This window comes from Chitinophaga sp., from assembly GCF_036569185.1.
In the GTDB taxonomy this organism is placed as follows: domain Bacteria; phylum Bacteroidota; class Bacteroidia; order Chitinophagales; family Chitinophagaceae; genus Chitinophaga.
Genome location: NZ_DATCRD010000215.1, coordinates 1 through 12,342 on the forward strand (window position 1 = coordinate 1; position 12,342 = coordinate 12,342).

Annotated in this window: 8 protein-coding genes; 5 read left to right on the forward strand and 3 right to left on the reverse strand. The window is 47.7% G+C overall.

The window, feature by feature from the left end; translation table 11 throughout:
- Positions 1–56 precede the first annotated feature (56 nt).
- The gene (locus tag VIM72_RS32495; protein WP_332003884.1) at positions 57–2,369 is read right to left on the reverse strand and encodes an NADP-dependent malic enzyme; all 2,313 of its coding nucleotides are present in this window, start codon (positions 2,367–2,369) and stop codon (positions 57–59) included.
- A gap of 145 nt (positions 2,370–2,514) precedes the next feature.
- Here VIM72_RS32495 and VIM72_RS16285 point away from each other — a divergent pair, with 145 nt between their 5' ends.
- The gene (locus VIM72_RS16285) at positions 2,515–2,955 is read left to right on the forward strand and encodes a DUF4293 domain-containing protein (RefSeq protein ID WP_332003885.1); all 441 of its coding nucleotides are present in this window, start codon (positions 2,515–2,517) and stop codon (positions 2,953–2,955) included.
- 77 nt (positions 2,956–3,032) lie between these two features.
- Here VIM72_RS16285 and uvrA read toward each other — a convergent pair whose 3' ends face one another.
- Complete coding sequence (uvrA, locus tag VIM72_RS16290) at positions 3,033–5,852, reverse strand: excinuclease ABC subunit UvrA (RefSeq protein WP_332003886.1); 2,820 nt, start codon at positions 5,850–5,852, stop codon at positions 3,033–3,035.
- 283 nt (positions 5,853–6,135) lie between these two features.
- On the opposite strand from uvrA, the gene VIM72_RS16295 reads away from it, so the two are divergent.
- The gene (locus VIM72_RS16295; protein WP_235015960.1) at positions 6,136–6,717 is read left to right on the forward strand and encodes an RNA polymerase sigma factor; all 582 of its coding nucleotides are present in this window, start codon (positions 6,136–6,138) and stop codon (positions 6,715–6,717) included.
- A gap of 294 nt (positions 6,718–7,011) precedes the next feature.
- Here the strand turns inward: VIM72_RS16295 and VIM72_RS16300 are convergent, their stop codons facing one another.
- Positions 7,012–8,211 (reverse strand): acetyl-CoA C-acyltransferase, encoded by a 1,200-nt coding sequence (locus tag VIM72_RS16300; RefSeq protein ID WP_332003887.1) that lies wholly within the window; start codon positions 8,209–8,211, stop codon positions 7,012–7,014.
- A gap of 350 nt (positions 8,212–8,561) precedes the next feature.
- Between VIM72_RS16300 and VIM72_RS16305 the strand changes: the two genes are divergently transcribed.
- From VIM72_RS16305 to VIM72_RS16315, 3 genes are all read left to right on the forward strand, one after another.
- Entirely contained in the window at positions 8,562–10,490 is a 1,929-nt protein-coding gene (locus VIM72_RS16305) for a hypothetical protein (RefSeq protein ID WP_332003888.1), read from the forward strand.
- Positions 10,491–10,637: 147 nt separating this feature from the next.
- The gene (gene rlmN, locus VIM72_RS16310) at positions 10,638–11,681 is read left to right on the forward strand and encodes a 23S rRNA (adenine(2503)-C(2))-methyltransferase RlmN (RefSeq protein ID WP_332003889.1); all 1,044 of its coding nucleotides are present in this window, start codon (positions 10,638–10,640) and stop codon (positions 11,679–11,681) included.
- 57 nt (positions 11,682–11,738) lie between these two features.
- Positions 11,739–12,342, forward strand: a 604-nt coding sequence (locus tag VIM72_RS16315) for a hypothetical protein (protein ID WP_332003890.1), incomplete at its 3' end; no start/stop codon positions are given.

Here is a 12,342-nt window from a genome sequence, read left to right on the forward strand (position 1 = left end):
AATCAGCGTAATCAGTTTAATCCTGAGTCAGACAAAATTCGCATCGCCGAAGGCGATTACTTCTTTTTCTTCTTCACCTTGCTGTCTTTTGTTTCACGGCAGCATTTTTCCTGGGCGTCTACCACGGCAATGTTCACCATGTTCACAATTTGTCTTACTGTACTTCCCAGCTGGAGAATGTGCACCGGCTTTTTCATTCCCAACAGGATGGGGCCAATGGCATCAAATCCGGCTACTTCCTGCAGCAGGTTATAAGCGATATTACCAGCGGCCAGGTTAGGGAAGATGAGTGTATTTACTTCTTCTTCCAGTAATTCCGTAAACGGGTAATTATCTCTCAGTATTTCTTTATTAAAAGCCATGGCGGCCTGGATTTCACCATCTACAATGAGGGATGGGTCGCGTTGCTTCACAATTTCACGGGCCTTGCTCATTATTTGCGCTTCGGGCGTCTGGCTGCTGCCAAAGTTGGAATAGGAAAGCATGGCAATGCGCGGCGTCAGGTTAAAATGCTTTACTTCCTTTGCCACCATCATGGTGATATCGGCAATCTCTTCGGCTGTAGGGTTAAAGTTTACAGTGGTATCTGCAAGGAATAAAGGCCCGCGTTTGGTTTGGATGATATACATACCGGCTACACGCTTTGCCCCATCTTCCATACCTATTACCTGCAGCGCCGGGCGGATGGTATCAGGGTATTTGCGGGTTAACCCGGAAATCAATGCATCTGCTTCTCCTGTTTCCACCATCATACAACCGAAGTAGTTACGTTCCCGCATAATTTTGCGCGCTTCATAAAGATTCAGTCCCTTACGCTGGCGTTTCTTGAAGAACAGGTCTCCAAAGCGATGACGCATTTCCTTCATCTCTTCGCTCTTCGGGTCTATGATCACTACGTTATCGATCTCGATGGCATTTTCCAGCATCAGCTCACGGATACGCGCTTCGTTACCCAGCAGGATCGGGTAGGCAATACCTTCGTCGTTCACTACCTGTGCTGCTTTCAGTACTTTCAGGTTATCGGCCTCCGCAAACACCACCTTCCTCGGATCACGACGGGCTTTGGTACCAATGATCCTGAAGAGCTGATTATCCAGTCCCAGGCGGTGATTCAGTTCATTCCTGTAGGCTTCCCAATCGGTGATAGGTTTATGTGCCACACCACTTTCCATGGCCGCCCTGGCTACTGCAGGGGCTACCGTGCTAAGCAGGCGGGGATCCAGGGGCTTGGGAATAATATATTTAGGTCCGAAAAAGAGATTCCTTTCATTATAGGCAAGGTTCACAATATCTGGTACCGGCGATTTTGCCATATCGGCCAGGGCCCGCACTGCAGCCAGCTTCATGGCCTCGTTGATCTGCGTAGCCCTCACGTCAAGCGCACCGCGAAAGATGTAAGGGAAACCCAGTACATTGTTCACCTGGTTGGGATAATCGGAGCGGCCGGTAGCCATAATAATATCCGGGCGTGCTGAAATAGCCGTTTCGTAAGCGATTTCCGGGTCCGGGTTCGCCATCGCAAACACGATGGGGCTTTTAGCCATGCTCTTGATCATTTCCGCCGTTACCACGTTGCCAACAGACAGCCCCAGGAACACATCCGCACCTTTCAGGGCTTCTGCCAGGGTTTTAATTTTGGTATTGGTGGTGAATTGTTTATGCCTGTCGGACAGATCCTGGCGGTCTTTGTTCAACACCCCGTCTTTATCAAACATGATAAAGTTTTCCGGTTTGGCGCCCAGCGCTACATACAGTTTCACACAAGCCATGGCAGCGGCTCCCGCGCCATTCACCACTATCTTTACTTTCTCTATTTTCTTTTTTACCAGCTCCAGCGCATTCAGCAATGCTGCGGAAGAAATAATAGCCGTACCATGCTGGTCGTCATGCATGATCGGGATTTTCAGTTCTTTCCTGAGCCTGTCTTCAATTTCAAAGCACTCAGGGCTTTTGATATCTTCCAGGTTGATCCCACCGAAAGTAGGTTCCAGCGCCTTTACAGCAGCCACAAAGGTATCCGGGTCCTTTGCATCCAGTTCTATATCAAATACGTCAATATCAGCAAATATTTTGAACAACACCGCTTTCCCTTCCATTACCGGTTTGCCGGCCTCAGGGCCTATATCTCCCAGGCCCAATACAGCGGTACCATTACTGATAACACCCACCAGGTTGCCTTTCGCGGTATATTTGTAAACGTTTTCTACATCATTGAAAATTTCTTTACACGGTTCTGCCACTCCGGGGGAGTAAGCAAGGGAGAGATCCCATTGTGATTTTGTGTCTTTCGTAGGTATGACTTCTATTTTGCCCGGCCTGCCCTTTGCATGATAATCCAACGCATCCTGCTTATTCAGTTTCTTTGCCATATAAATATAAGATTGTTATTGGGCGTGCAATATACGAAGTATTGAATTAAGGCCATCCACCCAAATAGTGGGATATACCTTCATTATTAAGCATGCTAACCATTAAATTTACTTACTTTTACAGTGTTAAACATTCGTAAATATCATGATACAACGCATCCAGAGTCTCTATCTGCTATTGGCTGCCGCCGCAGGCGCTGCTGCTCTCTCATTCGATCTGTGGAGAGCCACCCTTTCCAATGGCGTAAAACAATCTGTAAACGCCTCCAGCAACTATCTCCTGTTTGTACTGTACGTCGTTATCATCCTGCTGGCCCTGGTCACTATCTTCCTTTTTAAGAAACGTAAACTTCAGTTCAGGTTAACCATATTTAACATTCTTTTTGGTTTCGGAGCGCTGGCATATCAATATTACGTGGTGCAGCAAACAGCGAATAAATTGAATAGCGGCGGTGTTTCCATTACCACAGCCTCTTATTTGCCGGCATCTTTTTTACCTATTGTTATCATTATACTCTTATTCCTTGCTGCAAGAGGTATTTATAAAGATGAGAAACTGATTAAATCCCTCGACAGGCTGCGATAAGGCCGGAATATCAACTGTATTAAAAAAGCCATTGCCTGCTGCAAATGCAACAGGCAATGGCTTTTAAGTTTCATCACTTATTTAAGGAATTTCCCGGTATAACTTTCCTTTACTTTTTTCAACCCCTCTGGTACTCCTGCATACAGAAGATTACCGCCACCGGCGCCTCCTTCAGGCCCAAGGTCAATTACCCAGTCGGCACTCCTGATCACATCCAGGTTATGTTCAATCACCAGTACTGTGTGGCCTTGTTCGATAAGGGCGTTAAATGAGTCCAGCAACTTCTTGATATCATGAAAATGCAGACCGGTTGTGGGCTCATCGAAAATAAACAGGATATGCCCCTGTGCTTTTCCCTTACCCAGGAAAGAAGCCAGCTTTACACGCTGTGCCTCGCCACCACTCAGTGTATCACTGCTTTGGCCAAGTTTTACATAACCTAACCCCACGCTGCTCAAAGGACGTATTTTGTTGCATACATCTTTTTCATCTTTGAAAAAGTCCAGTGCCTCATCTACCCCCATTTCCAGTACTTCGTAAATATTTTTCCCTTTATAGGTCACTTCCAGTACTTCATCTTTAAAACGTTTGCCGCCACAGCTTTCGCAGGTGAGATGTACATCGGCCAGGAACTGCATTTCCACGATCACTTCCCCTTCTCCTTTACATGCATCGCAGCGACCGCCATCCACGTTAAAGGAAAAATGCTTTGGCTGGAAGCCGCGCATCTTACTCAATGGCTGCCGGGCATAAAGATCCCGGATCTCATCGTATGCTTTGATGTAGGTAACGGGGTTGGAGCGCGACGATTTACCGATGGGGTTCTGGTCAATCATTTCCACCTGTGTAACGTCGTCCAGCGCGCCTTTAAGCGCTTTGTGATTACCCACTCTTTCTGCAAACTCGCCTTTCAGCTTCATCAGTGCCGGATACAGGATTTGTTTTACCAGCGTGGTTTTACCGGATCCGCTCACGCCACTGATCACGGTTAATACCTGTAGTGGAAAATCAACGGTAATATCTTTCAGGTTATGCTGCCGGGCGCCTTCAACGGTAATGGCTTTTTTCCATTTACGGACCTTTGCCGGTGGGTCGATGGTGTATTGGCCGCTGAGGTATTTGCCGGTAAGACTTTTACTGTCTTTTAATATCTGCTGATAGGTGCCTTCAAAAATCACTTCTCCTCCCAGGTGGCTGGCCAGTGGGCCCATATCAATGATATAATCTGCTTCCTCCATCATCTGCTCATCGTGCTCCACTACCACTACGGTGTTTCCAAGGTCGCGCAGTTCTTTCAGCACGGCAATCAAACGGTGCGTATCGCGTGCATGCAAGCCTATACTGGGCTCATCGAGGATGTACATGGAATTGGTGAGGTTACTCCCGAGTGTGCGGGTAAGCTGGATGCGCTGGCTTTCGCCACCACTGAGGGTATTGGCCACACGGTTCAGGGTGAGGTATCCTAATCCCACATCCAGTAATGTTTTGATCCGGTGATTGATTTCTATAAGGATACGTTTCCCGATCTGTTGTTCAAACTCATTCAGCTGCAGGCCATCGAACCATTGTTTCAGGTCCGATACCGGCATATCCACCAGCTCTGCGATATTACGATCGCCCACTTTTATGTACAGCGCTTCCTTGCGTAAACGTCCGCCTCCACAATCCGGGCATACAGTGCGTCCGCGGTACCGGGCCTGCAATACACGGTACTGCACCTTGTACAGGTTTTGCTCTACCATTTTAAAGAACTCGTTCAGCCCGTAGAAGTGCTCGTTGCCTGTCCACAGCAGCTTCACCTGCTCATCCGTAAGTTCCGCGATAGGTTTATGAACGGGGAAGCCAAATTTACGGGCGGTTTTAATGAGCGCCTCTTTGTATTCACCCATTTTTTCTCCCCGCCATGGCGCTATGGCGCCTTCAAAAACGCTTAACCGTTTATCGGGGATCACCAGGTCGGCGTCAATACCCAGCACCTGTCCAAAGCCTTCACAGGTAGGGCATGCGCCGTATGGGTTGTTGAATGAGAACAGGTTGGGTACCGGCTCTTCAAACTGGATACCATCCAGTTCGAAACGGTTGGCAAAATGCTGCATCTCTTTACCATCGGTTTCCACATAGCAATCGCCCTCGCTTTCGTAAAACGCGGTTTGTACGCTATCTGCTATACGATGTTTATCATCTTCCTCAAAATCTTTTGCTACCAGGCGGTCTATAAGCACCCAGGCGTTATCGGGAACAGCTATTTTCTTTTGTTCCAGCAGCTCCTCTATACGTAATAAGCCAGTGCCTTCGCTACCGGGAACGTATAAACGGGAAAACCCTTTCTGTACCAGGATGTTCAGCTCTTCTTTCACGTCCCTTTTCGCATGCCTGCGGAAAGGCGCGAGCAGTAACACTTTAGTGCCATTTTTCAGATTCGTGATATAATCCACCACGTCACTTACTTCATGCTTTTTTACCAGTTTTCCGGAGATAGGGGAATAGGTTTTACCTATTCTTCCATACAATAACCGCAGATAGTCATAGATTTCCGTCATAGATCCCACGGTAGACCGGGGCGTGCGGGTGATCACTTTCTGCTCAATTGCGATAGCGGGACAAATTCCCTTGATGTAATCCACATCGGGTTTGTTCATCCGCATAAGGAACTGGCGGGCGTAAGAGCTTAAGCTTTCAGCGTACCTGCGTTGCCCTTCTGCATACAGGGTATCCATTGTAAGGGAGGATTTACCTGAACCGGACACACCGGTAACAACTACCAGTTTGCTGCGGGGAATGGAGACGCTTACATTCTTAAGATTGTGTACCCTGGCTCCTTTTATGAAAATCTGGTCCTGTGGGCTAACTTCCTGAGGATCAATTATACTTGTTTGTTTCTTTACTTTTGTTGCCATGACAGAACAAATTTAAGGGAAAAGATGTTAGCTCGGCGGGTCACTTTTTACAGATGTCTTTAATACGCTAAAAGCTAATACCTATGCGCGGAAAGCTATTTTTATTATTTGTTTTATTGAACTAATCTTCTATATTTGCATAGGACCAGATCTATCTCGCTGGATTTTCCAAAAATCATCTTTAACTAAAACTGTTCAATATCGCCTAAACTCTACTTAATTAAAACAACCAAACTGGCTGTAAAATCTAATTATTTACTAACCCGCCTAGTTGTAGAAGTTTATGCAAGTAATGTACAAATTGTGCGATGAGCAGTTGATTACCCTCTTTAAAAAGGGGCATTCTTCCGCATTAGAAGAGTTGGTTCACCGTCATAAAGATAAGGTGTTCACTTCTATTCTGTTACTGGTTAAAGATTCCTTCCTTGCGGAAGATATTTTCCAGGACACCTTCATTAAAATTATTGACACCATCAGGGCTGAACGTTATACTGAAAAGGGAAAGTTTTTACCCTGGGCCATGCGTATTGCGCATAACCTTTGTGTAGATCATTTCCGTAAGATCAAGCGGACACCGATGATCAGGACCGGGGACGACAAAGACATCTTTGATGTGTTGGGCTTCAGCGACAGTTGTGCAGAAGAGAAACTGATTACCCGTCAGAGTCACGACCGCGTTCGCAGAATGCTGGACATGCTGCCGGAAGAGCAACGGGAAGTAATTATCCTGCGTCACTATGCAGAATTAAGTTTTAAAGAAATTGCCGATCTCACGCAAGTGAGTATCAATACCGCATTGGGTCGGATGCGTTATGGTCTGATCAATCTCCGTAAAATGATGACGGAGAAACAAATCTGTCTATGAGGAACCCTTTTTTTTGCTTGCCAGCAACGAGCGGCCGGATGTAATGTCCGACCGCTCGCTATTTTAGGGGAATTTGTCTGACTCAGGATTATGATGATTTTGCTGATTACCCTGATTTGATTACTTTGGATTTTAAAGGATTTGGGGAGATAAAAGCGACGAATACCCGCTTATATCCTCCAAGCCCTTTAAAATCATCTTTAAATCCAAAAATAAAATTAAGGTAATCAGCAAAATCATCATAATCCTGAGTCAGACAACATCCGCATGATCGCCGAAGGCGATCCTCTCCGCTCAGATCCGCTCAAACACCATGGCAGCCCCCTGCCCCACGCCCACGCACATGGTGGCCAATCCGTATTTAGCGCCTTCCCTCCGTTTCATTTCATGGAGCAGCGTGGCGGTAATGCGCGCGCCGCTGCAACCCAACGGGTGACCAATGGCAATGGCGCCACCGTTTACATTTACGATATCGGGGTTTAATGCCAGGTCGCGCATACAGGCGAGCGACTGTGCAGCAAAAGCTTCATTCAGTTCAGCCAGGTGCAGTTGATCTGCCGTGATGCCGGCGCGTTGTAAAGCCTTCCTGGAGGCCGGCACGGGGCCTATTCCCATAATGGAAGGATCCACTCCCGCTACCGCCATACTTTTTATTTGCGCCAGCGGCTGAAGATCAAACTGCTTCAGCGCCTTTTCAGATACAATTAATACGGCCGCAGCGCCATCGTTAATACCGGAAGAATTACCCGCTGTAACGGAGCCCCCTTTTGCAAAAGCCGGACGCAAGCCGGAAAGCTTTTCCAGCGTAGTATCGCGGGGATGCTCATCTTTTGAAAAAATAACCTGCTCTTCTTTATTTGGCGTGATGGGTACCGGGATAATTTCATCCTGCCATTTACCCGCTTCCAGGGCCTGCCTGTAAAGGGTTTGGCTCCTCAATGCAAAAAGATCCTGCTCCTCCCTGCCTATCTTCCATTGATTAGCTACATTTTCTGCGGTTTCGCCCATAGAAAACGGATAATACATATCCGCCAGTTTTTTATTGGTAAACCGCCAGCCGATAGTGGAATCATACATCTCTGTTTTTCGGCTGAAAGCCCCGTCGGATTTGCTCATCACAAAAGGCGCCCGGGTCATGCTTTCCACGCCGCCGGCCAGGTACACATCGCCTTCCCCGCACATGATAGCTCGTGAGGCATCCATAATAGCCTGCATACCGGAAGCGCATAAACGATTTACGGTATTACCAGCTACCGTTACCGGCAGTCCCGCCAGCAAAGCCGCCATACGCGCCACATTCCGGTTGTCTTCACCGGCCTGGTTGGCTGCGCCGGCAATTACATCTTCTATTACGGCAGGATCAAGAGAAGGATTTCTTTCCATCAGCGCCTTGAGCAGCAGCGCCAGCAGATCGTCCGGGCGTACCATACTTAATGCGCCCCCATAACGGCCTATGGGCGTACGCACCGCATCTACAATATATGCAACTTGCATGTGGTTGTTTTGGTTTATATGCAAATAAAACACATCCCGCCAACTCAACCAATAAAACTAACGGGGGCAACCGGATGGAAGACAGGGATGTTCAGCCCCTTCTGCTTTTATGAGTTAGTGTTGCGGCCGGTAGAAGGAAGGATTTTCATCTACAGAGGTAAATTAGAGCGGTTGCATACAGATGTGTTGCGGCCGGTAGAAGGAAGGACTTTCACCCCTGTTATACAGAAATTCACAAAAACCGCCAGATATAATCCTATTTCCGCCTTTCAGGAATTGTCGCTTGACTGCTCCCATCACCAGGACTAGTTTTGCGGCTGTCATTAATTGTATCAAAAAATAACCCCAAAATGAAACACCTAAGAAGCCTGGTGTGGCTGGCAACCTGTTTGCTCGGCATCACACCTGTAACTGTGAAAGCTCAGCAACCCGCAGGAGAAAATGAAGCAAATCTTTCCGAACTTCTGTACAGACCCATTAAGCCCACGGCCAAAATAATGGAAGGCCCGGAACCTTCCAGGCAGGTGGCAACTCCCCGTAGCGCCGTAAACGTAAGAAACCTCCGGGCAGCACCTAAATGGAACCTGGCGGCCGACAACAACACACGGCAAATCAGTATTGATAACCTGCAGCTGTTGCCCGATAAAGTGATCACCTTAAAGAAAGCCAATGCTGTAACGTATTGTACGCCTCCTACTGTAACCATCGGCTGCTGCAGCTATTCCATTAAAGATGAAGTAGCCGGCAAAAACTTCCTGTACGCCTCTCCTGCAGCGGTATTCAGTGATGAAAACGATGCCCGCACTTTTGCACAGAGCCTGTCGCCCAAAGTACCGTTCTTCCTTCCATATACCAACAGCAAGGTATACCCGGCAGGCGCCTGGAAATATGATAACGGCAGCGGTCACGGTTCGGTCGATTTCCTTAAAACCAGCGATGCCTATGGCCCTGGTATAGATCCTACTTTCGGCGTGTATGCCTCCGCTGCGGGGAAAGTGGTTACCGCTATGTGGGACCCGTTTTTTGGGAATGTGGTGATCATAGAGCATAAAGCGGCAGATGGCACCACCTACCGCACCGGTTACTTCCATCTCCGGGATGGGTTTGATCATGACGTGGCCAACGCGAAAGTGATCAATGTAAAAGATCCCAATGATAAAGACGCCCGTGATACCAAGTATAAAAAATTCGCTAATCTGCCCAACCCTTCACAATTACTGTGGGGTACCAATGCACAAAAGCTGAAAGTAAAGGCGGGCGATAATGTATATGCAGGTCAGCAAATTGCTTGGGCCGGGAACACGGGCTTTGGCGGCGCCGGCTGGGGACTTAACCAGGATGGTACGCCCACCAATCCTAATACGGCCAATAACCACCTCCACTTCATGCTTTGGATAAAAAGCCCGGGCGCCGGCGCCGACTGGATGGAAGTAGATCCCTATGGCGTGTATGCCACTTCCGAAAGCAGCAATAGCTCCTGCTATGAAATAGGCGCCAGTGGTGGGTTTAACCGGTTCTTTGCACCTTTCTATCCATCTTTCCATAATGTGCCCGTGCAATATATCACCCAATACTGGGGCTACTACACAGGCATGGGCATGGCGCTGCAAACGCTGAGCGTACATAAATCAGGTAACCAGTACCTGGCCTCCGGCTCATTCCAGCATGGACTACCCAGCGCCTGGTACTGCCGCATTAACATGAACAGCACCCAATACCAACAGTATTTCGACGAGTACTATGGAAAGGGATATATCCCCCGGCAGATCTCTGTTACCAGCGATAATGCAGGAAATCCCCTGTTCACCGCCATCTGGCAGCAAAGAGGCAATGAAAGCTTTGCTGCCGTGCACAATGCTACCGATGAGGTATATGCCGCCAAATGGAAAACCTTTGTGGAACAACAGAAAATGCGCGTAACCGAGCACGTAGTGTATTATGTGGGTGGAAAACGTTACCACGCGGGGGTATTTGGCAGCAGCAATCCCGGCGGGTTTTACATGTATTACGGCATGAATGCTAATGACTTTGTTAAAAAATTTGATGAGTTGAATAAGGCCGGGCTTATGACCGTTAATGTAAATATTGAGGAGAATGGAAGCCAGAATAATGTAGGCGGGCTCTGGTGGCCCAGGAACAAGGCATATTATTCTTATATGAATATGTCGCCGGCCGACTACCAGGCTAAATTCACCGATCTCAGCGCCCAGGGATACCGGCTATTCAGGATACAGGGATATGATAACTCCTCCCATTTTGCCGCCATCTGGATGAAGTAACCGGATACACTACCAAAAGCGGGTGCCACAGCTGAAAACGGCTGTGGCACTTGTTTTTAAAGGTCATTCTGTCAGTACGCCAATATTACTTATCTTTGCAGTTACTTTCCGACTGCCGTAAGGCAGCCAGTGGCTCAAATAATGATAATGAAGTCTGACAATAAAAACATCCGGCACCTAAGTTTACCGGCTTTACAGGAATATTTCGGATCAATAGGCGAAAAGCCTTTCCGTGCAAAACAGGTATACGAATGGCTCTGGCTACGGCATGCCGATAGCTTTGAGGCAATGACCAACCTCTCCAAAGAATTAAGACAAAAATTAACGGAGCATTTTACCCTTCCGGCTGTTAAGGTAGACGCCATACAGCAAAGCAATGACGGCACCATCAAGAGCCGTTTCCGCCTGCATGATAATCACCTGGTGGAAGGCGTGCTGATTCCTACTGATACCCGGCAAACCGCTTGTGTGTCATCGCAGGTGGGATGCAGCCTGAGCTGCAAGTTCTGCGCTACCGGCTATATGGACCGTAAACGTAACCTCGATTACGATGAAATTTATGATGAAGTAGCCCTCATCAATAAACAAGCCCTGGAATCGTCCGGTAAAAAACTGAGCAACATTGTATTCATGGGTATGGGTGAGCCCCTGCTTAACTACAGGAATGTGCTGCAGGCAATTGAGCGGATCACTTCTCCCGATGGACTGGGCATGTCGCCAAAGCGTATTACCGTTTCTACTGCGGGCGTAGCCAAAATGATCCGGCAGCTGGGCGACGATAAAGTGCGTTTTAACCTGGCATTGTCTTTACACGCTGCCAACGACAAAAAACGCAGTGAGATCATGCCTATCAACGATTCCAACAGCCTGAAGGAACTGATTGATGCACTGAACTACTTCTATAAGGCTACAGAAAACGAAATCTCTTTTGAATATATCCTCTTCAAAGATTTTAACGACTCAAAACAGGATGCTGATGAGCTGATTAAAATATACAGGCAGGTACCTGCCGACCTGGTAAATATTATCGAATACAACCCGATCGATATGGCCAGGTTCCAGAAGCCGGATGCCCAGACTGCTGAAGAATTCATGGAATATCTTGCAAAAAACCGTGTAAATGCAAGATTACGCCGCAGTCGTGGTAAAGATATCGACGCTGCATGCGGACAACTGGCCAATAAAGGCTGATACAATAATAATATTCCTATTGATCATCTGCGGATGATCATCAATCAATAATAATTTATGAAGAAAAAACAACCTGCTAAAAAAGGGTTTGGTCCATCAAGGGATAACAAATTTGGTAACAGCGACAAACCAGCAGGCAACCGCAACCGCTCTTCTGCTGACGGCGAAAGGCCAGGAAGAGCATCTGCAAAAGATAACAACCGCGGCGCTGACAGTTCCTCCTCCCGTAACGGTGATGAAAAACCGTCGTTCCGCAAACGCACTTTCGACAGCAACGGCAGACCGGCCCGCAGGAAAGGCCCCGCTACCGACAGCCTGGGAAATGATAAACCTCAACGCGGCAAACGCAGCAGCGAAGATAAACCCGCCTTCAAACGCTTTGGCGAAAAGAATGAAGAGAAACGCTCTTTCGGCAGAAGCGATGATAAGCGCTCCTTCGGAAAAAGCGATGATAAACGCTCCTTTGGCCGTGATGAAAAACCAGGCTTCCGTAAACGATTTGATAAAGACGAAAAGCCTTACAAACGCAACAGCGATAACGATTTCAAAGAAGGGAAAGATAAACCGGACAACGAACGCGCTTTCAGTGCTTTCAGAAAAGATGGCGAACGACCGGAACGCAGCCGCAGCTTCGATAAAGAAGACGGCGGTGAAAGACCTC

Excerpts from the sequence above, each read along its gene's own strand:
- VIM72_RS32495 (WP_332003884.1), bottom strand. The coding sequence starts at position 2,369 with ATGGCAAAGAAACTGAATAAGCAGGATGCGTTGGATTATCATGCAAAG.
- VIM72_RS16295 (WP_235015960.1), top strand. The coding sequence starts at position 6,136 with ATGCAAGTAATGTACAAATTGTGCGATGAGCAGTTGATTACCCTCTTT.
- VIM72_RS16300 (WP_332003887.1), bottom strand. The coding sequence starts at position 8,211 with ATGCAAGTTGCATATATTGTAGATGCGGTGCGTACGCCCATAGGCCGT.
- uvrA (WP_332003886.1), bottom strand. The coding sequence starts at position 5,852 with ATGGCAACAAAAGTAAAGAAACAAACAAGTATAATTGATCCTCAGGAA.
- VIM72_RS16285 (WP_332003885.1), top strand. The coding sequence starts at position 2,515 with ATGATACAACGCATCCAGAGTCTCTATCTGCTATTGGCTGCCGCCGCA.
- rlmN (WP_332003889.1), top strand. The coding sequence starts at position 10,638 with ATGAAGTCTGACAATAAAAACATCCGGCACCTAAGTTTACCGGCTTTA.
- VIM72_RS16305 (WP_332003888.1), top strand. The coding sequence starts at position 8,562 with ATGAAACACCTAAGAAGCCTGGTGTGGCTGGCAACCTGTTTGCTCGGC.